The 22854-nt window shown below is 67.9% G+C and carries 16 protein-coding genes and 4 pseudogenes; 6 read left to right on the top strand and 14 right to left on the bottom strand.

The annotated features are described in order from the left end of the window. The first annotated feature begins 181 nt into the window (after positions 1-181). Complete coding sequence (locus OG747_RS15745; protein WP_405879959.1) at positions 182-916, top strand: hypothetical protein; 735 nt, start codon at positions 182-184, stop codon at positions 914-916. 960 nt (positions 917-1876) lie between these two features. Here OG747_RS15745 and OG747_RS15740 read toward each other — a convergent pair. Further along, positions 1877-2404, bottom strand: a pseudogene (locus OG747_RS15740) (integrase core domain-containing protein); the annotation flags it as partial. 260 nt (positions 2405-2664) lie between these two features. On the opposite strand from OG747_RS15740, the gene OG747_RS15735 reads away from it, so the two are divergent. Then, entirely contained in the window at positions 2665-3192 is a 528-nt protein-coding gene (locus tag OG747_RS15735) for a GNAT family N-acetyltransferase (RefSeq protein ID WP_286246941.1), read from the top strand. A gap of 96 nt (positions 3193-3288) precedes the next feature. On the opposite strand, the gene OG747_RS15730 is transcribed toward OG747_RS15735, so the two are convergent. After that, positions 3289-4803: an IS4 family transposase gene (locus OG747_RS15730; RefSeq protein ID WP_405879958.1), complete on the bottom strand. Its 1515-nt coding sequence runs from the start codon at positions 4801-4803 to the stop codon at positions 3289-3291. A gap of 226 nt (positions 4804-5029) precedes the next feature. Here OG747_RS15730 and OG747_RS15725 point away from each other — a divergent pair. Beyond that, positions 5030-6444: pseudogene (locus OG747_RS15725) on the top strand (IS1380 family transposase). 151 nt (positions 6445-6595) lie between these two features. Here the strand turns inward: OG747_RS15725 and OG747_RS15720 are convergent. Next, a pseudogene (locus OG747_RS15720) lies at positions 6596-7162 on the bottom strand (integrase); the annotation flags it as partial. 335 nt (positions 7163-7497) lie between these two features. Between OG747_RS15720 and OG747_RS15715 the strand changes: the two are divergent. Beyond that, a complete protein-coding gene (locus OG747_RS15715; RefSeq protein ID WP_405879956.1) occupies positions 7498-7791 on the top strand; it encodes a S1 RNA-binding domain-containing protein in 294 nt (97 codons plus the stop codon). A 250-nt stretch (positions 7792-8041) separates the two neighbouring features. Here OG747_RS15715 and OG747_RS15710 read toward each other — a convergent pair whose 3' ends face one another. From OG747_RS15710 to OG747_RS15670, 9 genes and pseudogenes are all read right to left on the bottom strand, one after another. Continuing rightward, on the bottom strand, positions 8042-9940 hold the full coding sequence (locus OG747_RS15710) for a trypsin-like serine peptidase (RefSeq protein ID WP_405879955.1): 1899 nt from the start codon (positions 9938-9940) through the stop codon (positions 8042-8044). A 489-nt stretch (positions 9941-10429) separates the two neighbouring features. After that, positions 10430-11014: a DUF4232 domain-containing protein gene (locus OG747_RS15705; protein ID WP_405879954.1), complete on the bottom strand. Its 585-nt coding sequence runs from the start codon at positions 11012-11014 to the stop codon at positions 10430-10432. Between the two features lie 208 nt (positions 11015-11222). After that, complete coding sequence (locus OG747_RS15700) at positions 11223-11957, bottom strand: integrase core domain-containing protein (RefSeq protein WP_405885548.1); 735 nt, start codon at positions 11955-11957, stop codon at positions 11223-11225. A 57-nt stretch (positions 11958-12014) separates the two neighbouring features. Beyond that, on the bottom strand, positions 12015-12245 hold the full coding sequence (locus tag OG747_RS15695) for a hypothetical protein (protein WP_405879953.1): 231 nt from the start codon (positions 12243-12245) through the stop codon (positions 12015-12017). 363 nt (positions 12246-12608) lie between these two features. Then, entirely contained in the window at positions 12609-13265 is a 657-nt protein-coding gene (locus OG747_RS15690; RefSeq protein WP_405879952.1) for a GPP34 family phosphoprotein, read from the bottom strand. Between the two features lie 317 nt (positions 13266-13582). Beyond that, positions 13583-13738: pseudogene (locus OG747_RS15685) on the bottom strand (integrase); the annotation flags it as partial. Positions 13739-14723: 985 nt separating this feature from the next. Further along, complete coding sequence (locus tag OG747_RS15680) at positions 14724-15983, bottom strand: hypothetical protein (RefSeq protein WP_405879951.1); 1260 nt, start codon at positions 15981-15983, stop codon at positions 14724-14726. Between the two features lie 280 nt (positions 15984-16263). Beyond that, positions 16264-17337: an alpha/beta hydrolase gene (locus tag OG747_RS15675; protein ID WP_405879950.1), complete on the bottom strand. Its 1074-nt coding sequence runs from the start codon at positions 17335-17337 to the stop codon at positions 16264-16266. 77 nt (positions 17338-17414) lie between these two features. Next, positions 17415-17612, bottom strand: a complete 198-nt coding sequence (locus tag OG747_RS15670) for a hypothetical protein (protein ID WP_405879949.1) — start codon at positions 17610-17612, stop codon at positions 17415-17417. Positions 17613-17960: 348 nt separating this feature from the next. On the opposite strand from OG747_RS15670, the gene OG747_RS15665 reads away from it, so the two are divergent. Continuing rightward, the gene (locus OG747_RS15665) at positions 17961-19820 is read left to right on the top strand and encodes a phosphatidylglycerol lysyltransferase domain-containing protein (protein WP_405879948.1); all 1860 of its coding nucleotides are present in this window, start codon (positions 17961-17963) and stop codon (positions 19818-19820) included. 129 nt (positions 19821-19949) lie between these two features. Here the strand turns inward: OG747_RS15665 and OG747_RS15660 are convergent, their stop codons facing one another. Continuing rightward, complete coding sequence (locus OG747_RS15660; protein WP_405879947.1) at positions 19950-20342, bottom strand: DNA-binding protein; 393 nt, start codon at positions 20340-20342, stop codon at positions 19950-19952. After that, the gene (locus OG747_RS15655; RefSeq protein WP_073946283.1) at positions 20342-20593 is read right to left on the bottom strand and encodes a hypothetical protein; all 252 of its coding nucleotides are present in this window, start codon (positions 20591-20593) and stop codon (positions 20342-20344) included. Before OG747_RS15655 ends, OG747_RS15660 begins: the two co-directional genes overlap by 1 nt. Positions 20594-21004: 411 nt before the next feature. On the opposite strand from OG747_RS15655, the gene OG747_RS15650 reads away from it, so the two are divergent. Beyond that, entirely contained in the window at positions 21005-22141 is a 1137-nt protein-coding gene (locus OG747_RS15650) for a Fic family protein (protein WP_405879946.1), read from the top strand. Positions 22142-22854 lie beyond the last annotated feature (713 nt).

Raw genomic sequence — 22854 nt, 5'->3', positions numbered from 1 at the left:
CGGTGCACTGCGGGGGGATTGAGCGCTCTTGCGATCAGGTAGAACGCGTCGAGCGGCTGCGGCCGCCTTGTGCTGCGCCGTTGCCGTGCTGTTCCTCGGCGCGTGCGGGACGCAGGTGGCCGGTCAGGGGGACGGGAGGTCACCGTCGTCAGCGGCGACCGAGCCGATCCCGTGGACCACGATGGAGCCCTCCGCGGTCACCGGAGCCCGTCTCGGCGACGACCGCCGCACGCTGCTCCTCGACGCGCCGGTGCCCAGTGGCGCACACGCGTGCGTGCGCAAGCTCAAGGCGGTGCTCACCGACCCGATGGCGGACCTCGTGCGGGTGCAGGTCACCTTCACCTCGCCGTCCGGGGACAGGGCTTCGGGGTGCACCAAGGAGAGTACGGCCACGGCAAAGGTCAGGCTGCCCAAGCCGTTGGGCGACCGGGACGTGATCGTTGACAACTACACGCGCTTCACCGCCGACGGTGCCAAGCCTCCCGGGCTGCGGCTGTGCGGGAAGCTGGGCTGCACACCGCCGGCCACCGGCTGCACCGCCGCCTCCTACGACCAGGCGTTGATGGCGGTCGACGCGCCCGAGCACACGTACCGGGACTCGGACAAGTGCGACGGGAAGTGGCTGGTGTTGGACTTCTCCTGGCGCACGGGACCGGCCTGCGGCGACTCGACGGATCCCGCCTGCTCGTCCCGGCTGGGCGACCGCTGGTACTTCCGGGCCAAGAAATCGGGCTGGGAGCCGATCGTCGAAGGTGCGGCCGGAGGCTGCCGGGACGTGCAGCGCAAGGAGCCCGCCTTCCCGACCTCGCTGTGCGCGTCGCTGGCTCCGCTGTCCCCCTCGCTGCACCCGAGTTTTCCTCCGCGGTCCGCCTCCCCGACCGCCGGTGTGCGTTCCACTGCGGCGACCACCCCGTGACGACCATGTGTGACGGGGGCCTCTCCAGGCTCTGCGTCCTCTTCCGGCCGTCTCATGGAGCGTCGCTACCCCGCTCCACTGTGCGGGCCGGCACAGGCGCCTCACCGCCACCGCCCGCGCATCGGCCGGCGTTTATGCTGCGGTGTTCGTGGCCGGCCTGCGTGTCCTGCATGGGCGCTGGATACGTGCTGGATCGGCGACGTGTGTCGGACGTTTCCGCAGGTAGTAGCCGAGTCGCCGATGTTCCTCTTCAACGTTTAGTGGGCGGTATAGCGTGGATGCGGTGATCTAGTAAACGTGCAGGTCAGGTGGGGTCGGCCCGAAGTGGGGCCGGCCCCGTTGGCGTGCCGGTGGCTGGATCCGTGCTGGATTTTCTGACGTTTCGTCATCTGTCGTCGTCTGTTGTTCTCCGTACGCTGGCTGGATCGGGGCTGGAGGGTGCTGAACGGGGAGTCAGTGTGGCTGGGCGGTTTCCGGCGGGTCGGCGTCGGGGGGTGACGGGCCCGCTGTGGCGTAGGTCGGTGTCGGGGTGGGCTCCGTGACGCGGTGCGGCCGGGGTGCGCCCACGCGGGCCGACAGTGCGGCCGTCGTGTGCCGTTTGCGGCAGCCACGGGCGCCGGCGCCCGATTCGCGGGAGTGCGCAGGTTCGAACCCTCGGCGGGGACCCGGGACGTGGGAACGGGAAGGCGCACAAGCCAAACGGGCGGAGCTGGTAATCGAGGCGATCGTCCGGTTGAAGCCGTAGGTGGCCAAGCCGAAGTACGAACGACCCCACCGCCGGGGGAAGAAGGACCGGGAGCTGCTGGCGGGCATGGCTTGCCGTTACCCGAACCCCTTCGCCCACTGGCGGTTTGGTCTCAAGACGCGTCGAACAAGGACAACTGCTCCTGCTCGTCCTGCGGTTCCGGTTCCTTCGCCAGCCCCGGGGCCTGAGGGTGCCGATTATTACGTCCGAGCTGGTCAGGCCACATGTGCGTACTCGTGGAAGAGGCCGCCGAGTCGGTCATGTCGACGGACGTCGAGGTGGTCGAGTCGGTCCGGTTCGGTGATCGGTTCGGGGAGCGGTCGCAGGGGAGCTGCGCTGTGCAGGGTGCGGTGAGGCCGATGCTGGTTGTAGATCGACTCGAACTCGCCGAGCGCGTGGAGTAGGTGGGCCTGGTTCCAGATCAAGGTGCGGTCGAGGAGTTCGTGCCGGCAGGTCTGTACCCAGCGCTCCATGATGGAGTTCATGCGGGGCATCCGGATGCCGGTAGTGACGACGTCGATGCCTTCGGCCTCGAAGACGGCGTCGAACGCGCGGGTGAACTTGCTGTCGCGGTCCCTGATCAGGTGTCGGACTTTGGCGCCGGCGTCCTGGAGGTCCATGACCAAGTTCCTTGCGGCTTGGGTGACCCAGTCCGCAGTGGGGTGGGCGGTTGCGCCGAGGATGCGGATGCGGCGGTTGGCGTGCTCGATGACGGCGAAGACATAAAGGGTTGGTCCGTTAACCTCGCCGTTTCGGTTGAGATGAGGCCGGAAGCCGGGAGGAAATGCGAAAGTGCCTTCTGAGCTGTTCTGAGCTGGGACGATGAACCTTGTCGAGGGGTTCTGTCGGTCCAAGCGGAAGGCACTTTCTGCGTGCAGGTTATCGAGAACACGAGCTGCGCGATCGACTCGATCCTCCGGCGGGCGTAGGGTGCGGCGGCGCGGGCACCCTTGCATAGGCTGGCCGTCTCATCCGACGCACCGCGACGAGGATCAGCCCGCCCATGCGCAGCAGCACCAGGATTCGCCTGATCGAGCCCACCGACGCCGCCCCGATAGCCGCGCATCGGGTGCGGGACTTCGAGGCTTTCCGGCCGTGGGAACCGGCCCAGCCGGCCGACTTCTTCACCCCGGAGGGCCAGGCGGAGCGGATCGACAAGCTGCTGGCCGGATACCGAGCCGGCACAGTCTGGCCGGGCGTGGTACTCGCCGACGACCAGGTGATCGGGCAGGTCACCGTCGGAGGCATCCTGCCGCAGCCGCACCTGCGCCGCGCCTCCGTCGGATACTGGATCGCCAGCGTCGCCCAGAACCAAGGGCACGCCGGGCACGCCGTCGAGCTTGTACTTCGGGTGATGACGGACGAACTCGGGTTGCACCGCGCCGAGGCGTCCACCAATCTGGAGAATCTGCCGTCGCAGCGGGTGCTGCGCCGCAACGGGTTCAGCCCGTACGGCGTCGCGCACTCCTCGATCTTTCTCGACGGGAGCTGGCGGGACGGGCTGCTGTGGGAGCGGATCCTCGGCGACTGATCTCGCCGTTTCGGTTGAGATGAGGCCGGAAGCGGGGAGGAAATACGAAAGCGCCTTCTGAGCTGCAATGCCGGTGAGTTAGCGCGTCGGTGCAGGTCAGGTGGGGTGTTTGGTAACTCTCAGTGTGTAGTGGACGTTACTGGGAGTGCGGGGCTGGTCCCGTTTTCTGACCTCGAAGGTGTTCTTGGACGGCTTCTTGATGCGCTGGCACTGCCGGTCGCGCCGGGTAGGGAGGAGGGCGGTCAGGAGTTCCGCTACGACCTCGCGGCGGGCGGTGCCCAGCGCGGTCGGGTCCGCTGCGGACTGGGCGGCGACCTTCAGGCGGGCAAGCTGCACCGTCACGGTGAAGGAGATCCGGTCGGGATCGATCCCGGCCTGCTCTGCGGCGTGCATCTCCAGTGCGCACAACGCCTGGTAGACGGTGAGGAGGGCGTAGATCTCCTGGCAGACCAATTCGGGCGCCTTGGAGCGCAGGATGAAGGCGGTGCCCCGCAGGCGGTTCTTCAGCTCCGCGAAACCGTTCTCGATCTCCCATCGCTGATGGTAGGTCATCGCCAGCTGGCGGGCCGGGGCGAGCCGGTGGTCCAGCAGGCTGGTGACCAGCCGGAACGTCTCAGTACGGGGCAGCCCGACTCGGGGCCGGACGGTCACGGTGTACTGGATGATCCGGACGGTGTGGCCTGTCGGCGGCTCGGCCAGGGTGCGGCCGGCAGCCCTGGCCTGTCCGTGCCGGATGGTCTCTTTCGGGGTCGGCATGACCGAAAGGTAGGACCCGTCGGGCAGTACCCGCAGCGGGACGAAGACCAGGTTCTTCTTGATTCGCCAGGCCAGATGGGCGCCGGTGGCCCGGGCCAGGCCCCACAGTTCGTAGCCGGAGAAGTTGCGGTCGGCCAGCAGCAGCATGTCCGGCCTCAGACAGGCCAGGAGCCGACGGGCGAGCTTGTGCTCGCTGAACTTGGCCACCGCGTCGAAGGCCGCGTCGACCAGGGCGTGGGTACCGCACTCGGTCAGCGCCATCAGGCGGACCTGGGGGTGTCCGCTCTGATTGACGCCGCCTTTGCCGGTGAAGCCGAACTCCCGTGCGTTGGCGGGGGTGTCGGGGACGTCCAGCGCTGTGCCGTCCCAGGCCACGAGTCGCAGCCCGAAGGCGAACACGCCCGGGGTGGCGGTCGTGGCCAGCGGGCCGCACCGCCGCTCGAACAGGATCTGCAGCGGCTTGGCGCCCAGCCGCTGCCGGGCCCGGGTCAGGGCGGAACTGCTGGGCAGTCGCTGCACGCACGCGCCCGGCAGGTGCCGCAGCTTCTCGGTCAGTGTGCGCAGGACCGACCGGTATCCCGGCGGACCGGTACTGTCGGAGCTGCTGAACAGGCACAACGCCAGGACGAAGTAGACCACCGCCCGGGCCGGCAGCAGTCGGCGGCGACGTTCGCCGCAGCCGGTCAACTCCACGACCTCGTCCACCAGTTCAGGGCTGATCTCCTCGGTCAACACGCCGAGACGGACATGCTCACCAAAGCGCCTGTCCGGCGGCACCACCAGCGGGTTCAACGGGACTTGGCCGTTCTCGTCGATAGCAGACGGCGGGCGGGCGATGGCACACTGAGCACCCAACGGAGTTCCCTTGCGGACAGTCGGATCTTGGTCGATCTTCTGTCCTACCGGGAGCTCCGTTGCTACGTCCCGGCCTCGCCGACACATCACCAGAAGTGACGAACTACGCAACGTCACCAGGGGATATTTCTGCCCAAGCCCATCACCGTCGAGCGCCTGACCTGCACCGACGCGCTAACTCACCGGCATTGTTCTGAGCTGGGACGATGAACCTTGTCGAGGGGTTCTGTCGGTCCAAGCGGAAGGCACTTTCTGCGTGCAGGGTATCGGTTCTCGTCCCAAGCTCCAGGTCTCCACTGACGGTTCGGGGGTGGTCGGGCGCACGTTTGCTGGCGGATCTTGCCGATGCCACCGGTCTGACCATCGCCTACTCCACTGCGCTCAGGCCGCTGCGACCGCGTGGCACCGGGCACGATCCAGGTCGGACCTTCACCGATCTCGCGGTGATGCTCGCCGACGGCGGTGAGGCGATAGCGGATCTGGCCGTGCTGCGGGACCAGGGCGAGGTATTCGGACCGGTCGCCTCCACGCCCACCGCCTGGCGGTTGCTCGCCGACACCGACGGGGCAGTACTCGCTTCGCTGCGAGCGGCCCGCGCCTCAGCCCGGGAAGTCGCCTGGATGCAGGCCACCGAGACCGGCCAGGGCATACCCGCCGTCCAGGCCGGCGGACGAGAACTTCCCGGCCTGGTCCTGGACCTCGACGCCACGCTGATCACCTCCCACTCGGAAAAGGAACAGGCCGCGCCCACTTACAAAGGCGGCTTCGGCTTTCATCCGCTGCTGTGTTTCCTCGCGAACACCGGCGAGGCCATGTCTGGCCGACTGCGGCCCGGCAACTCCGGAGCCAACACCGCCGCCGATCACATCGCGGTGCTGGACGACGCCCTCGCACAGATCCCCGACGCTCACCGGTACGGCACCCAGATCCTGGTCCGCACCGACAGCGCCGGATCCGCGAAAGCCTTCCTCACCCACATCCGGACCTTGCGCGAGCACGGATTGAACCTGCGGTTCTCGGTCGGATACGCGGTCACCGAGCCAGTCCGTCGTGCAATCCGCTCACTGCCCGAAGCTCTCTGGCATCCCGCCCTGGACCAGAACGGGACACTGCGAGACGGCGCCGAGGTCGCCGAACTGACCGGCATGGTCGACCTCGCCGGTTACCCGGCCGGCACCCGCATCACCGTGCGGTGCGAACGACCGCACCCCGGCGCCCAACTGTCCCTGTTCGACCACGACGAGGGCCTGCGGCACCAGGTATTCCTTACCGATACCCCGTACTCCGGCGGCGGCTCCGCACAGTTCCTCGAGGTCCGCCACCGTCGAGGACCACATCCGGTGCGGCAAGAACACTGGCTTCGGCCGCTTCCCCTCCCGCCATTTCGACGTCAACGCCACCTGGCTTGAACTCAGCCTCACGGCGATCGATATCCTCGCCTGGGCCCGCGTCCTCCTGCTGGATGGCGAACTCGCCGCCGCCGAACCCAAGAAACTTCGCTACCGGCTGCTACACGTTGCCGCCCGCCTCACCCGCGGTGGACGCCGCCTCCGCCTGCGGATCTCGGCGACCTGGCCCTGGAGACACGAACTGGCCACGGCTTTCCACCGCCTCGCCGCACTGCCCCGACCGGTTGACTGACCTGCGGCCCCCGCCCACCCACGATCCGAAGGACCCGGAGAACCCGACCATTGCGCCGGGACTCCACCATGCCCAGGCAACAGAATCGCCTCGACCACCCAACAGTTGATGATCAACGCAGCCGCCTCAGCCCAACCGAAACGGCGAGGTTAAGGGTAGTGACGGTGAAGAAGTCGCAGGCCAGGATCGCGTGGGCCTGGCCGCGCAGGAACGCGGCCCAGGTCTGACGGTCACGTTCGGGCGCCGGCTCGATCCCGTGCGCTCGGATGATCTCCCAGACCGTGGAGGGTGCCACCTTGATGCCGAGAACGGCGAGTTCGCCGTGGATGCGCCGATACCCCCAGGAGCTGTTTTCGCGGGCCAGGCGCAGGACAAGGATCTGGATGGAGCGACGGGTCGGCGGCCTGCCAGACCGCTTGCGACGGGAGGCGTCAGCGTGACGACGGCGCATGAGGTCACGGTGCCACCTCAGGACCGTCTCCGGCGAGACGATCAGATGCAGCTGCCGCAGCTTGGGCCTGGGTAGCCGGTGGAGGAGCGCGGCCAGGAAAGCGCGGTCCGCCGGGGTGATGCACGGCCTGTCGATCTGCCTCTGCAGGACAGCCAGCTGGTGGCGCAGCGTCAATATCTCGATGTCTTTGTCCACAGCGCTCATCGGCAGCAGCCGGAGGAAGGCGAACACGCTCGACACGGCGAGGTAGGGCAGTCGCAACAGCACGATCCACCAGCATGACTCGCCCATCCGACGATCACTGGCCGTTCGTGAGGATCTGCAGGTCACAGGCCATGGATGGGGTTTTCGGCACCCGCAATGTACTCGGATGGAAGTGCCTACTTTGGCATGCAGGATGAAGGAAAACAGATAGCCCTGGATTACGCGAGTCGTGGAAACTGGGACTCGAATGTGATCGAGGTCAGGATCCCCAGGGCCGACTTCGATGAGCACTTCTCGCAGTACGTCGAGTCGTACGACGGCCGCCCAGGAGCACAGGTGATCATCCCGCATACGGCGTTTGACCAACTGAACCAGTACCCGAGATCGATTGTTGGGCAATGAGTAGCGACGACAACATGCAGGTCAGCGAGTCAGAGCAGGCGCTCATCGGCACTATCGTCGATGGGGCGGTCGAGGCCGTCTTCCGGTGGGGAGTGATTGTCGACCTTGGGTTGTCCCATGTCGGCTTCATCGATGCCCTGTACATCGACAATGAAGATCACTATGAAGTGGGGGATAGGGTGAGTACCTACCTCACATGCTTCGATGCTCGCCAGAATAAGTTCTGGCTTCGGCCTCCAGGGCAAATTCCTGTTTCAGAGCGACTGAGGGAAAAAGGGTTCGAAATGTAGTTGCGACCCGAGGGCGCTGAGCTGCTTTCCGGGTGCGCATAGAGAGGTGTTTACGAGGCGGCGATGAATCCCCGTTGCACTGCGGACCAGGCCGTGGCGATCACGCCACCCGTGCGGCGCCACACCGCCGGTGTGGCCCTACAGTCCGGCGACGATGCGGCGGTGCTCCGACCTGGTGGGCGCCGAGCGGGAACGGCCAGGCGGATGGCCTGGCCGTTCCGTTCTGTATCCGTGTGTCGGGATCGGTTCCTCAGGCGTGTGGAACCAGGTTGTGCTCGGTGCCCAGGGTGCTCATGCCGGTGTCGACGTACATCGTGGTTTCGCCGTCGGACCAGCGGACGACGAGGTCGTCGGTGCGGTGGTTGGGGGTGAAGTTGCCGGTGGTCATCGCCGTGTTGTGGGTCCAGAGGCCATTGGGGTTCTGGATGCGTGCCTCGGTGCCGAGGGCGGAGGTGGTGGTGCCGACGTAGTTGTCGAGCTCGCCGTCCGACCACTGCACCATCAGGTCCCAGTTCTGACTGCCGGAGAACTCGCCGGCGGTCAGCAGTGTGGCGTTGGTCCAGGTGGAGTTGGGGTCCTGGAGCTTGTGCTCCTGTCCGAAGCCTCCGACGCCCACATTGGTGTAGAGGGTGAGTTCGCCGTCGGACCAGCGCACCATCAGGTCCGTGACGTAGGTTGAGGAGTTGAAACGGCCCGCGGCGATCTGGGTGGCGTTCTGCCAGGTGGAGTTGGGGCCGATCATCTGGGTGCCGGGCACGTTGAGGCCGTTGGTGCCGACGTCGCCGTAGAGGGTGACCTCGCCGTCGGACCAGCGGACCATCAGGTCGAACTGGTTCGATCCGGTGAAGTCGCCCGCGGTGATGGTCTCCGCGTGGGTCCAGGTCGAGTTCGGGGCCAGCAACTGCCGTTCGGAGATGAAGTGGCCTTGGCCGTCGTTGGTGTAGAGGGTTACCTCGCCGTCGGTCCACACCACGATCAGGTCGCTGTGGCCTGCTCCGTTGAAATCGCCGGCGGCCATCAGCTTGGCGTGTTTCCAGGTGTTGCCGTCACCCATGGAGTAGGGGAGGGCTGGCTGGTGGTAGGGGCCGTGGTCGGTGTGCAGGCCCTGCTGGGCGTCGTCGTAGAGCTGGAAGAACCGGTCGCTGTGCAGGGGGCTGTAGGTGATCCTGTTGTACAGCGGGCTGCTGGTATCCACATCGGGGCCGCCCTGCATGAAGCCGCCCACATTGCCGATGATCTCGCCGGTTTCACCCGAGGAGTCGAACTTGGAGAACCACGGTCCGCCGGAGACTCCTCCCCACATGCCGCCACAGTCGATCTGCATCTGGTTGTAGGCGGGCAGGGGCGTCGTCCAGACGTTGGCGCAGCGGAAGGCGCGGTCCTGCGGGTTGTGGTTGACCCTCGGGTAGCCGATGACAGTCACCTGGTTGACGAACCCTGGGGTGCGGGCCAGGGTGTTGGCGCCCACGACGTCCTGGACGTTGCGTCCGCCGTTCTCCTTCAGGCTTGCGAAGGCGAAGTCCAGGTCGGAGTTGGCGCTGCGGTCGGAGGCGTACTGCGAGTCGCGGAACCACTCCTTGACCGGCCAGATGCCGTATGGCTGGTCGCCCGCTGTCTTGGTGTGGTCGTACTTGGGCACGAACGCGGCTTTGTCGCCGAGGCAGTGACCGGCGGTGAGGATGAGGTTGCGCCCTCCACTGTTCACCATACTCGCGGTGCAGTAGTGGGCCTTCATGTCCTTGCTCTGGCTGAAGAGCGTGCCCACGGACTTGATGCCGTCGAAGTGCTCACCGTCGATCGCAGTCAGGGACCGCTTCTTGTGCGGTGCCGTCCAGCCCTGCGGCTGCGCGTCGCGACCCGAGGGGTCGGTGGCCGAGGCGATGCGCTCGGGCGTCCAGAACCGGATGGCGTCCTGGACCGTCCAACTGCCGTCTTGGTCAACGCTGTTGGCGGGCGTAGCGGGTCTCGGCGTGGGAGTAGTCTTGCCACTGGGCGCCTGCTTGGTGGTCGCGGGATGCAAGGGAGTTGGCGTCGGTCCTGCGGCCTGGGCCGCCGCGGCGTTGCCCAGCAGCAGTGCGGCGCACAGTGCGACGGCAGCCCCGAGACGTATTCGTTGGGTATGCAAGTAGATGTACTCCAGGTCAGGCATGCCGGAGGGCAGACCGGGGCCTGCGGACATGCGTAAGGGTGGCGGCCGCCGCAGAAGACGGGGCCGGGTCTCCGCGCCTGCGGAGGTCTCCCCTGAACTGAAGTCACGAGAGCTACCGCGGTCCGCGAAAGCTCGCGTGGCCTACGGGGTCGTCGCGTGTACCGGAGTCCTCCGAGCCTGCGGAGTCGGATCCGCCGCTACGAGATCAACGGCAGGGGGCGGCCCGTCGGGACGGGATCGTCGGTCTTGGCGCGGGCGTAACGCCGAACAGCGCTGTTGCATGCGGAGCGGCGGACGGCATGGTCCGCCGCTGTGCCGGCCGCAGGTCTACCGCTGCCTTGTCCGGTCGAAATCACCGCGCACCCCCCGATGCGTTCCCCCCCCATGCCGCCGTGAGGCGGATTCCACCGACCGTGGTCAGCGGTCGCGGCGCTTAGCATCGCACACGCTATGGGCATGCGCACGCCAATATCGCAGCGCTCGGGCTGCTCACCCAGTCGGTCGCAGCCGGGGGGAGCCCATGTGGATGGTGTCGCACACCGTCGCACGTACCTGCCGGCCGCGTGTGTCGGACATCTGCACCAAGGTGCCGTAGTCGGTGCGTGCCGGGTGCGGTGGCTGCACCGTGATCCTTGGATCCTCGTCGACCGGTATGGCGCAGTATCCGTCACGCAGAGGCGCCGCAGGGTAGAAGAGCGGGACCTCGACCGTGCGGCCGTGGTTCAGCAGCAGGCGGACCGGCGTCGTTGTCTTCGGCTTCGCCTCTACCGCCGGCCCCTTGCCCAGAAAGACCTCCACATACGGGTAACCGTCGAAGGCGCAGGGCGTGGTGCCGGTGTTGGTCGCGCTGAGCAGAGCCGTCGGCTCCTTGGCCGAGGGGGCGGCGAGACGCGTCAGCTTCCATCGCAGATGCCCGGTGCCGCATGCGGCACCCGCTCGGGCATCCGCTGAGGCCCGGGGGGACGTACTCGTCCGTGCCGGACCGGGGGGTGGTGCCGCCGTCCCCGACGACGGCCCGGTGCTCGGCTTCCCGGCGTCTTGATGCGCCGGACCGCACGCCACAGCAGCCACCATTACCGTCAGGCTGATAGCGGAGACTGCCGCTGTCCGCCGTGCCACGAGGACTCCCCCTCGGGAAGCGGCCCTTGCGGAGGCCGGGTGCCACCGCTCCTGCCTCCCGGACAGGGAGATGCATTCGTCTCCGCGAGGGTTCCTCTGGAGCGGTACCCCGTAGCGCTTCAAAATGGCTTCACCGGTTGTGAGCTGGGACTTTGTCCGATGGTCAGCTGGCTCGGTGGTACTCGTTGATGAGGCCGGCGACGGCTTGTCGGCGTTCGATCCGGGCTGTTGGGAGGGGGATGACGCTGGGGTCGTCGTTGGGCGCGAGCTGGTTGCGTCCTTGGTGGGGTCGGTGGCTGTTGAAGTGGTGGGCGTAGTGGTGGAGGGTCTTCTCGGCGTGGCCGCGGTCGAACAGCAGGACCCGGTCGGTGCACTCCTCCCGTGCTGAGCGTATGAACCGTTCTGCGTGGGGGTTGCAGTTGGGGCTGCGCGGAGGGATCTTGACCACGGTGATGCCTTCGCTGGCGAACACGGAGTCGAAGGCGGCGGTGAACTTCGCGTCCCGGTCGCGGATGAGGTGGGTGAACTCTGCGGCGCCATCGCCGAGTTGCCGTAGGAGCTGCCGGGCTTGCTGGGTGGCCCAGGCGGCGGTGGGGTGGGCGGTGACGCCCAGGATGTGCACGGTGCGGGTGCGTACCTCCATGACGAACAGCGCGTAGAGCCGTTGCAGGCCGATGGTGTCGATGTGGAACAGATCGGTGGCGAGCAGGCCGCTGGTCTGGGCCTTGAGGAAGGCGGCCCACTCGCCGTGCGTCGGCTGGAGGCGTGGCGCGGGGCCGAGACCGGCAGCACGCAGGGCCCGTCGGACGGTGGCGGGGCTGACCTTGTGTCCGAGGCGGCGCAGTTCGCCGTGCACGCGCCGGAAGCCCCATCGATGGTCCTCGGTGCCGAGCCGGATGATCAGGTCGCGGATCTCTTCCGGCAGGGGCGGGCGTCCCGGGGAGGGCGGTTGCGTCTATTTCTTCTTCGCCAGGCGTTGGTGCCAGGCCAGCAGGGTGTGCGGTGAGACGATCCGGTGCCCGCGCAGGGCTCGGGGGAGCAGTCGGGCCAGGGCGGCGAGCAGTGCACGGTCCGGCCAGCCGGGCTTGGGCGCGGTGACCTGCCGGCGGAGAACCGCGAGCTCGTGCCGCAGGATCAGATCTCGGCGTTCTTGGCGGCAGAGGATCGGGACAGCAGGACCAGCCATGCGAAGATCCGCATGGTGATCAGGTAGAGAAGTCGTACCAGCACGAGGCCTGATCATGCCGGACAAATGGTGGACCGCGTGCATTCCCCGAGGTCAGGAGCGGTGAACCCATTCTGGAGCGCTACGAGGCGGTACGGCAGGTGACGGGCGAGGGCTGCGAGCACTGCGCGGTCTGGCCAGGCAAGGCGCGGCCGGACGCCGAGCCGTCGGCGCAGGCACGGCCCGCGCCGTCGATCCAGGGCCCGGCCCGCCTTCCGGCCCAGGGAATTCCACACCGATCCTTTCTCTGCCGTGGTACCCGCTCAGCCGTAACCACCAGCCGCCCGGCGCATCGGACACGTCCGGGAGGCGATGCGCTCAGGTTCAGTTGAACGTCCCGGGCACGGACACGGCAGTAAGCACGATGAGAGCGCGCAGGGCGGACCGCACCGCTTCCCCCAGCTTGTCCGCCGGCCCCTGTCCCTCGGCGATGTCGGCCATCCGGGCCTCGACCGCCGTCGCGTCGGCGTCCGGTAGGGCCACGGCGTGCAGCCCCGCATGATGCAGCAGGGCGATCAGCGCCGCCGTCTGCTCCCCAGGCTCCTGGCCCTCCAGCACCACTGCGGTCAGTTCACGGCGCAGCGCCTCGGGCATGGCCGGGTCTTCCACCGGATACCGGTGGGACCCGAACACCCCCAGCACCCGTCGGCCCTCCTCGCGCACCAGCCCTTTGTCCTGCAGCCCCGTGTACGCCGCCGACACGGCCTGCTCCCGGACCGCGAGCAACCAGGATTGCGGCGACGCATCAGGGCGGCTTTGCACCTGCTCCGCCATCGCGGCGGCGACAGGCTCCGCGGGCGGTGCCAGCGGCGCCGCGACCAGCTTGCCGTCGCGCACCACGACATGTCCTGAGAGCATCAGTTCGAGTAACGGCGCTGCCGCGACCGCGAACCCCGCACGCATCGGCTCCCGCAGCGTGCCGCTGTCTTCTTCGAGCGCGAGCAGCACGACCTGCTCACCCAACGTCAGCCCCGAATGCATTCGTCCTCCTTCTCCGACTACTCCCCCCTCTTATCTACGTGTCGCAGGTGATCCCGGTTCCCTTGGGCTCGTCCCGGGCGGGGCCCGAGCCCCCCGAGGCGGCCTCCATCCGTTCCTGCTGCGGCGCGCCGTCGCGCTGGGTCCCGGTAGGACCAGGTGGCGCAGGAGGAAGGCCACCAGAGGGGCTGGGGTGCCGTATTCACCCGTCGGCCGGCGGATCCGGCGCGGGCGGGATTGTCCACGACGTGCCCGCCTGGTGGCCGCCAGGGGATTCTGCAGGACCGATTCCGAAGGGGCGTTCACGTCGTATCGGTCAAGGTCTCGAACTCGCGTAGCGCGTGCAGGAGGTGGCTCTGGTTCCAGACCAAGGTGCGGTCCAGGAGCTCACGGCGGCAGGTCTGTATCCAGCGCTCCATGACGGAGTTCATCCGGGGCATCCGGATGCCGCTGGTGACGACCTTCATGTCGGCGTCGGTGCGGTCGCCGGTGTGCATCGCGGTCAGGTACTCGGTGCACGCCACGTGCGGGTACACGTTCTTCCCGGCGGCGCGGGCGATCGTCTCGTCGGCTGCGACCCCTGTTCGAGACGCTGGCCGGACCCGTCGCGCACCACGGCCAGGCCGACGCGTTCTACCGCGGGCTGCGCGCCGTAGCCGTTGACGGCACGCTGCTGCACGCCCCCGACGACGAACAGGTCACCTGACGCTACCCCGAACGCATCGCGGAGACGCTGGAGTTCGGCTACCCGCTGCTGCGGCTGGTGGTCCTCGTGGAGTGTGGCACCCGCGCTGTCCTGGCGGCTGTCTTCGGCCCCGAATCCGAAGGCGAACTCGCCCACACACTTGCCTTGCTGGGAGGGTTTTGTGTAGCCGTCCGGGTGACAGTGCTCTGCGAGGTGACAGTGCTCTGCGAGGTGAGGGTGCTCTGCGAGGTAGCGGGCGCGGGCTGCGGGGTGTCTCGGGAGTCGCTGGTCATCACTACGGCTGCGGCGCCGCCACCCACGAGTGCCACCGCTAGTGCGGCCCCGGCGATCAGCAGCGACTTGCGCCGCTTGCGCCGACCGTCGCCCGCGCCGCCCGGATGGTCGTTGTGGTCGGCGGAGGGCACCCCTACGGTCGGCGGGGTGGTCGCCCGATTCTCGTCGTATGCTGCCGGGCCGGGCTCGGCTCGGTTGCCCAACCCGTGTGACGGCACCGGCGTGGGCGGTGTCGTCTGGGTCGGTTCCCGGGCGAAGCGGTCTTTGCCGGTGCTGTCCGTCGGCGGCGCCACCTGCGTGGGCGGATGCTCCGCTGCCCCGGGCGCGGGTGCGCGGCCACTTTGAGCCCGGGCGCGGCGAGTTCGCCGTGCACGCGCCGATAGCCCCACCCGGGATTTTCCTGTACGAGGCGCAGGACCAGGGCGCGGACGGAGCGGATGGTGCGGGGACGGCCTGGGCGTTTGGGGCGGGAGGCTGCCCCGTCAGGCGCGGTCCGATGACGTCGAATCAGGGCTGTGACCAGCGTGGATGCAATATTCGGCACGTACAGGGTTCACCTCGCTGTCGGGTCGGTCCGGCCCGGCGGCGGCGCCGGGTTCCGGCGACGGTGTTCGCCTCGTGTCCGCAGGGTGTCGGCGCCGGTTGTGAGGTCGGGTCCGCTGCGGCCACAGCAGTACGTACGCGGTGGACACCACCACGAATCCGAGGCGGATGAGCCCCCGCGTCGCGTCGTCCGGCACGACGAAGACGCTCCCGTGCAGGCTGAGAAGCGCGAGCCAGCTCCACCAGGGCACGAGGCGGCGCTGCCCGATGACGTCCCACATCAGGGTGCCGAGGAGTACTGACGCCGTGTAGTAGGTGTACACGCTCGGATCGAGGACGATCCGGGCGTTCGCGCCAAGCAGGACCACCGCCGCCCAGCGCCCCCGCCACACCGCTGTGCCGCCGAGCAACAAGCCGAGTGCGGCCTGCGCGGGGCGGTCCCAGCCAGGGGTGCGGGGGGCGGCGACGCCGAGCCAGCGCAGCGCCGAGGCGGGCTGGTTGGGGATGGAGAAGCCCGCCGCCGCCAGCGAGTGCGGATTGCTGAGGAAGAACGGTGCCCAGGTGAACGCGACCACCAGCGCGCACCAGACCCCCGCCCGCACCCGCTGATCGCGGGGAAGCGCGAACAGGAGCGTGACGAAGGCCAGCGCGGTCGGTTTGGAGTCCATGGCCAGTGCCAGGAACACCCCTGTGGCGACTCCGTTGCCGCGAGTCACCGCCCGCACGGCGAGCGCGGTGAAGAACAGAGCCAGCACATCGTCGAGGTGCCCGAAGCGGACCGCGACCTCGATCCACATCGGGATGAACGCGAAGCCTGCGATCAGCACGCGTTGGCGCAGCCGCTGATGATTGGTGCCGGTGCCGAGGAAGTGCCAGGCGGCGCTGCGCCCGGCGAGCACAAGGATCACCAGTCCGAGCAGGGACATCAGGGCCGCGGCCAGGAATTGCCCGGTCCGCTCCGGGAACGGGTTGAACAGACCGGCGACCAGGAAGCTGACCGGACCCATCTGCAGTTCCGGATGGTGGGCGTAGAGGTTCAGCCCGCCGGTGCCGTCACCGGACAGCCCCTGGTAGATCAGCCGCCCGCCGGTGCGCAGATAGTGCCATGAGAAGCCGCCGTTCGGCTCCACCACGGCGAACCATGCCAGGGTCCAGACGCTGAGCAGGATCAGATGCACTCTCTGACTGATGGCCGGCACGCGTCTTCAGCTCCCGTCTCTTCGCCGCACAACGGATTGCGCCGCGAGATCCTGCGGTGCCCTCAAGACAGATGTCGTGAATCCTCGATCCGTTCGCACAGCGGCCGCATTTTTTTTTGTTCCGTGTCGCCAGAGTGCGCCGATGCCGGCCAGGCTCCTCGGTCGGCACTCCCGTCGCCGCATGCTCGGCCGCGCACCTCCACAACCTGATGGCGCATCAGCTGTCTGGATCCGGAAACACCCTTCTGACCAGTGGGAACGGTGAAGTTCCCACGGAGTGCTAGGCCTGTGGCGCCCGCAGTTCCCGGCTCAGCCAGCCGAATGCGGCCGGGTACATGGCGGTCCAGGTGCCGTAGTTGTGGCCGCCCGCCGTGACCAACAGGGTCTTGAGGCGAACCGAGCTGCCGGCCGCCGCACGTGTGAACTGCGCGATGTAGCGCGGGGGGCTCAGGCGGTCCTGCGCCGACGTCGCGAGGAACAGGCCGACGTTGGCCGCGCGGGCCTTGGGGCTGTGCTCGATCAGCCAGGTCGGGCTGTTGCGGTGGCGCAGGGCCGGGTCGGTGAGGACCTGGGTGTCGCCGGTGAGGGGGTCCGGGTCCAGCGCCGCGCCCGCGCCGAAGACGCGCGGATACTGCAGCGGGAGCTTGGCGGCGCAGTAGCCGCCGGTGGAGAAGCCCATGAGCCCCCACGCCTTGGGGCCCGGCAGGGTGCGGAAGTGGTGGCCGATCAGGTCGGGCACGTCCTGCGCGAGCCAGGTCGCCGTCTTGTGCAGGGTGGTGTCGCTGCAATCCGTGTCGATGCTGCCGGGGTTGATGACCGGCATCGCCAGGATGAACGGGTGGGCCTGGTTCCCCTTGACCAACTGCTCGAAGGCGTCGGGCATCTCGCCGTGCTCCAGCCAGGACTCCGGCGAGCCGGGAACACCGTGCAGCAGCATCAGGACCGGGAAGCGCGTCTTCCTGAACTGCGGCTCGTCGTACTGCGGCGGCGTCCATACGATCACCTGGCCGGACAGGTGGGAGTGCGTGCCGCGGAAGTAGGTGTCGAGCATGTTGTTCGAGGCGTGGTTGAACTTGGCGCGCTTGGGCGGCGGGCCGGGCATCGCGATCTGTCGGGCTCCCTTGTCGGTGCCGAGCAGATCGTCCCAGGACGCGTACAGGCCGTAACTGTTGTTGATCCCCACCGCGACCACGGCGATCGCGGTGAGCTGACACAAGCCGATCAACACCAGGCGGGCCAGCCAGCGCACGGGCGGCGGTCCCGGGATCCTCGCCCACAGCAACAGGGTGGCGAGGACGGCGAGGCCCGTCACAATGGCCAGCACGACCTGGAACACCGTTCCCGTCAGACTCATCCCTGGCTCACACTCCAGTCGTCCCCTGGCCGGCCACTGTGTACTGAGGGGCGGCGGACAGGCTAACTCATCATCGCTCACGCGATACCGACGTGAAGTCGGTGCCAGTATCCGCGAACGGCCCGTCCAGCGAGCTGCTGGAGGAACTGGCCGCGCCGGCGGCCGAGAAGGTGCGCCTCGTCGGGCTGCCCGCCGGTACTCGTCCACCACATCAACAGGGCCACCGAGACGCTGCTCGTCAACGCGGTGACACTGCCCCTCTCGATGACCGCCATCGGCGTCACCCTCATGCCGACTCTGCGCCAGATCCGTTTGATGAACAGCTCCAACCAGTTGCTTCTCTGCGCAGCACCTCCGAGGGCAGGCGGTGCAGCAACGCCGCCAGGAACCCGGGTCGGCTTCGCTTGGCTCTTCGGAGCCGCCCTGCGGGGGGCTGGCCGTACGCCCTCCGCGCCCGAGTAAGACCGGAGTAAGCCGCCGCACACGCATTCCAGTGCGTCTCCGGGTTCAGTTACCGTACAGGTCATAGGGGCAGCGACGAGGGCCCGCGACGTACCGCGCATCCGGCTGCCCGTTCCCGACCGCGCCGGTCCCACCGGCAGACCTCAAGGTGACGTGTCACCATGCCCGCTCAGCAGTCCGTCCTCATCCCCCCGCAGCGCGGCCCGCGCCGTGAGTCGCCGCTCCCCACACCTGGGCCGAAGCTGCGCGCCCGCGCCGCCGCGGCCACTGTGTGGTATCTGCGGCTGGTCGCCGTGCTCAACATAGTCGCGGTACTGTCGGTGCCGTTCAGGCGGGCGGTGAACGAGCACAACACCGGCCGGATCTACGCAGGGCAACGGCACCATCTGCACCACGCGGGGGCGTTCTTCACGCCGTACCTGACCACCGCGGGTCTCGTGTCAGCCGTGCTCGCCATTTTCTTCGCCCTGGTGATGCGGCGCAGGAAACGGGCCGCTTGGGTCCTCAACATGTGCCTCGCGGGGCCGCTGTTCGCGCTGTACGTCCTCGCGCTCACCCAGGACCCGTACAACAGGCACGTCTTCAACTGGGTCTCCGCCCTGCTCACCGGCCTGTTCGTGGCCGCGCTGCTGATCGGGCGCCAGGAGTTCATCGCCGTCGGCGACCGAACCAACCCGAAGCTGGCGGTGGCGGTCTTCGCGGGCGGCATCCTGGTGAGCGGCTCGATCGGCACCCTGCTGGTCAGCGCCACCAACAAGCTGTACGGCGCCACGCTGTTCGACAAGATTGCCTACACGCTGCTGCGCGGCGTCAGCGTCGGCCCCCTCGCCGATCGCGTCGACGCTGTGCACGCCCCGCGCTGGGTGGACATCGTCATCAACGTCCTGATCGCCGCGACCTTCCTGCTCGTCCTGTACGCCTGCTTCCGCTCCCCGCGCGGCCGCGAGCTGCAGACCGCCGAGGACGAGCAGCGGCTGCGCGCCCTGCTGGACAAGTACGGTGCCCGTGACTCGCTCGGCTACTTCGCGCTGCGCCGCGACAAAGCCGTCATCTGGTCCCCGACCGGCAAGGCCGCCATCGCCTACCGCGCCGTCGGCGCGGTCAGCCTCGCCTCCGGCGACCCGATCGGCGACCCCGAGGCCTGGCCCGGCGCCATCGATGCCTGGCTCGCTGAGGCCCGCCGGCATGCCTGGACGCCGGCCGTGATGGGCGCCAGCGAGGAGGCCGGCACGATCTACGCCCGGCACGGCCTGGACGCCCTGGAGCTGGGCGACGAGGCCATCGTCGACGTCGCCGACTTCACCCTCGAAGGCCGCGCGATGCGCGGCGTACGGCAGGCTCACAACCGGGTCCGCCGAGCCGGTTACACCGTGCGCATCCGCCGCCACGAGGACATCCCGGACGACGAGATGGCCACCCTGATCGAGCTGGCCGACCAGTGGCGCGACGGCGCGACCGAGCGCGGTTTCTCCATGGCGCTGGGCCGCCTCGGCGACCCGGGCGACGGGCGCTGCGGAATGCTGGAGTGCCGGGACGGCGACGACCGGCCGCGGGCGCTGCTCAGCTTCGTGCCGTGGGGCGAGCAGGGCCTGTCCCTGGACCTGATGCGCCGGGACCGCGACTCCGAGAACGGCCTGATGGAGTTCATGGTCGTCGAGCTGCTACTGCGAGCCCAAGAGCTCGGCGTCGAGCGGGTGTCGCTGAACTTCGCGATGTTCCGCTCGGTCTTCGAGCGCGGCGCCCGCCTCGGTGCCGGGCCCTTCCTGCGGCTGTGGCGTTCGATCCTCACCTTCTTCTCACGTTGGTGGCAGATCGAGTCCCTCTACCGCGCCAACGCCAAGTACCGGCCGGTCTGGGAGCCCCGCTTCCTGCTGTTCGCCAAAAGCAGCGACCTCCCGCGCATCGGCATCGCCAGCGCCCGTGCCGAGGGCTTCCTCACCCCGCCCGCGCTGCCGTCCCTCAAGCGCCGCCGGGAGGAGCCGGCCGAGTCCGCCGACAAGACGGTCAAGTTCCCGGCATGACATGACCGTTGGGCTGGTTCATGTGGCGTCACGTCAACTGCCCGTCGCTAAAGCGACGGGCAGTCGGTCGGAGTCCGCGAAGGGCTGTGGCTGACGGCCGACCTGGTTGGCGTGGCTGTGGCCGGTGCTTCAGGCCTTGACGACCTCTACGGAAGGGCCGCACAGGAGAGTCAGGTCCTGGGGGTCGGAAGTGAGGACGGTGACCGGCTGGGGCGCGTTGCGGGCGATGACGGCGAAGGCGGCGTCGATGGCGTACTTGTGGCCGTGGAGATGATGGGCGCGAAGGAGGGCGGCGGCTTCGTCGGTGACCTCTCTGGTGACGTCGTGAACGTCGACGCGGGAGAGGACCCACTTGATGCGGGCCGGGTGGATCCGCTCGTAATCGGCCTCAAGAGTGGTCATGGCGCTGGTGGCCACGCGGACGCCTTCCTCTGATGCTGCCTGGACCAGAGCTACGACGGTGCGGTCCTTGCGGTAGAGCTTGGAGAGTCCTTCGCTGTCGAGCAGCAGGGTGCCAGGCATCAGGCGGCGGCACCGCCGACCTGTCGGTGGTCATGGCGCAGCAGCGCGCGGGCGGCCTCGACCTCCTCGCGGGTGAGCTCGTCGTTGTCGGTCTCGAAGTCGGCGACGATCTCCCGAAGCTTGTCCATGGCGACCCGTTGTTCCAGGGCTTCGGCGACGTAGGCGGAGAAGCCGCCGGGCCCGACATGGGCGCGTACGGCCTCGGCAAGGTCCTCGGGCAGACTGATGGAGTACTTTCTGCTACTGCTCATGGTGTCGATCCTACCGATGGTCGTAACTCTGTGGGTGCGAATAGTCATGGCAGCGCGGGGGAGGCGGCTCGGCGCGCTCCACCTCCCCCTTGCGGGAGGCTGCCCGGTCCGCAGACAGTCCGCAGGACGGTCGTAAACGCTCGTCGGGGGCCAACGCGACCAAACGGTGAAATCCCAGGTCGGCGGCCTGGGCGAAGCTTCGCCGCAGGTCAGGATCGGGGCTCAGGCATTCCGCTTCAATGTGTGATTATCGCATTGCTGTACGTTAATGCGATTGGTTTGACGTGTGGATTCGGGGTCGAGCCCTCTCGCGGGCTCGGCCACTTCGTCGTTCTCGTGCAGACTTGACGCCGGACTGTCGGCGGATGCTGACGCATTGACGTAATGTTTGCGTCATTCTATGGTGTGGGCATGCTCTTCCCCACGCCTGCTCTCAGCGCCGAGGATCAGCGTGTTCTCGGTGAGATCGACGATCTTCGTCACTCGTTGCGCCTGCAGGTCCGGTCCACTCCGGCGAAGTGGACCGAAGGGCTGCGTAAGTTCTTGACGGCGGATGCGGTGGCGGCCTCCAACTCGATCGAGGGCTTCAAAGTGTCCACCGTCGACGTCGAGGACCTTCTGGAGGGCGAGAGGGATGTCGACGTCTCCGAGGAGGACCGCGAGGAGACGCTCGCTTGTCAGCGAATGATGACCTACATCCAGACACTGCACGATGTCGCGGACTTCCGTTACAGCAAGGAGTTGCTCAACTCGCTCCACTGGATGCTGCAGGGACACCGGCACACCCCGCGCAAGCCGGCCGGGCAGTGGCGGCGCGGAGCGGTGTACGTGACGGACGCTCGCGACCCCAGTATCGCGGCATACACGGCGCCGGACGCGGCCGATGTGCCTGCGTTGACGGGTGAACTGGTCGAGTGGCTGAACACGGACGATGGCAGCCACCCGCTGGTACGGGCCGCCATGGCGCATCTGCATCTCGTTTCCATCCATCCGTGGGCGGATGGAAACGGCCGCATGTCCCGGTCCCTCCAAACACTCATGATCGCGAGAGAGGGAGAACTGGCCTCCGAGTTCTCCTCGATCGAGGCTTGGCTGGGGCGCCCCGGCAATACCTGGGAGTACTACCGCGAGTTGCAGCGCCGGGGGGCCACCTACCGCCCCGACCAGGACGTCTCTGACTGGGTCCGTTTCAACCTCACCGCGTACCACCAGCAGGCGCAGACCGTACGCAGTCGCTTGGATCGTTCGAGTCGGGTGTGGCTTCTGCTCGGTGAGTTCGCGGAGGTCCGGGGGCTGGAGGAGAGGGTGGTTTCCGCTCTGCATGACGTGGCGATGTCCGGGCGGGTGCGTCGTACACGCTACGAACGAGCGGAGGATCTGAGCCTGCAGCGGGCTCAACGCGACCTGCGGGACCTGGTCGCGGCAGGCGTCCTGACACCGGTCGGCCGTACCCGTGCCCGCTTCTACACCGCCGGCCCCGCCTTTCCGGAGCCAGCCCTGGAAGCAGCTCGGACGCCGCTGCCGCTGGCCGATCCGTACACGCGCTGAGGGCATCTCGCGGACTGCCGAGTCAATCACGATGACGGAGTGGAATACCTGCGCTCAAAGCATGCCCAATTCGTCCCGCCCAGTCTCAGTGAGAACACTGACCCGCCACGCCTCCCGAAGGGCAGCCAAGAGTGACCAAACCTGTACGGGGACTCGCGGTGTAGGGACCTATAGCCCATCGGGGGCGGATGGCAGCCGGGCTGTCGCCCACGGATAGGACGCCCATCCCTGATCGAGGACCGGGTTGCGGGCACCCGCGTGTCCCGTGAGGCATTCATTGAGCGCCCAAGTGGAGCGTTGGGGGTCAGCCGCGCGTTCCAGGAGCAGCGAGCTGGGAGTGGTGTCGGTCAAGGTCACCAGGCGTTCGAACTCCTGGGCGCCGACGACCGTGGTTGGGATATCGGGGACGGGTAGGTCCACGTGGGGCAGGTTGGCGTTGGCGATGGGAACGGCTCAAGGGTGACGATCAATGCTTGACGCGGACGGTCGGCCGGAATACCGGCGAATGCCGGGTTGCACTGGTCGATCTGGGCCGAGGCGCTGTTGACTTGACGGTAGGCGCGGGCCACGGCTTGCGTGTGCGCGAGTTCGAGGCGCAGCAGCACGACCGATCATGATGCCGTCCGCCTCTGTCGAGGTGAAGACAGCGAGGCGGCCGGCAGTTGTATCGGAGATCGCCAATCAAAGCTGTGACCTGGGCGGATGATGTATCG

Origin of the sequence: Streptomyces sp. NBC_01384 (assembly GCF_045040035.1) — a bacterium.
Classification (GTDB): Bacteria; Actinomycetota; Actinomycetes; order Streptomycetales; family Streptomycetaceae; genus Streptomyces.
This window is presented reverse-complemented; position numbering and strand designations above follow the sequence as displayed.

Bases quoted from the DNA above. Each gene is read 5' to 3' on its own strand.
- OG747_RS15745 (WP_405879959.1), top strand. From the start codon at position 182: ATGGAGCCCTCCGCGGTCACCGGAGCCCGTCTCGGCGACGACCGCCGC.
- OG747_RS15735 (WP_286246941.1), top strand. From the start codon at position 2,665: ATGCGCAGCAGCACCAGGATTCGCCTGATCGAGCCCACCGACGCCGCC.
- OG747_RS15715 (WP_405879956.1), top strand. From the start codon at position 7,498: ATGAGTAGCGACGACAACATGCAGGTCAGCGAGTCAGAGCAGGCGCTC.
- OG747_RS15710 (WP_405879955.1), bottom strand. From the start codon at position 9,940: ATGCCTGACCTGGAGTACATCTACTTGCATACCCAACGAATACGTCTC.
- OG747_RS15705 (WP_405879954.1), bottom strand. From the start codon at position 11,014: ATGGTGGCTGCTGTGGCGTGCGGTCCGGCGCATCAAGACGCCGGGAAG.
- OG747_RS15695 (WP_405879953.1), bottom strand. From the start codon at position 12,245: ATGGCTGGTCCTGCTGTCCCGATCCTCTGCCGCCAAGAACGCCGAGAT.
- OG747_RS15690 (WP_405879952.1), bottom strand. From the start codon at position 13,265: ATGCATTCGGGGCTGACGTTGGGTGAGCAGGTCGTGCTGCTCGCGCTC.
- OG747_RS15675 (WP_405879950.1), bottom strand. From the start codon at position 17,337: ATGAGTCTGACGGGAACGGTGTTCCAGGTCGTGCTGGCCATTGTGACG.
- OG747_RS15670 (WP_405879949.1), bottom strand. From the start codon at position 17,612: ATGGCGGTCATCGAGAGGGGCAGTGTCACCGCGTTGACGAGCAGCGTC.
- OG747_RS15665 (WP_405879948.1), top strand. From the start codon at position 17,961: ATGCCCGCTCAGCAGTCCGTCCTCATCCCCCCGCAGCGCGGCCCGCGC.
- OG747_RS15660 (WP_405879947.1), bottom strand. From the start codon at position 20,342: ATGCCTGGCACCCTGCTGCTCGACAGCGAAGGACTCTCCAAGCTCTAC.
- OG747_RS15655 (WP_073946283.1), bottom strand. From the start codon at position 20,593: ATGAGCAGTAGCAGAAAGTACTCCATCAGTCTGCCCGAGGACCTTGCC.
- OG747_RS15650 (WP_405879946.1), top strand. From the start codon at position 21,005: ATGCTCTTCCCCACGCCTGCTCTCAGCGCCGAGGATCAGCGTGTTCTC.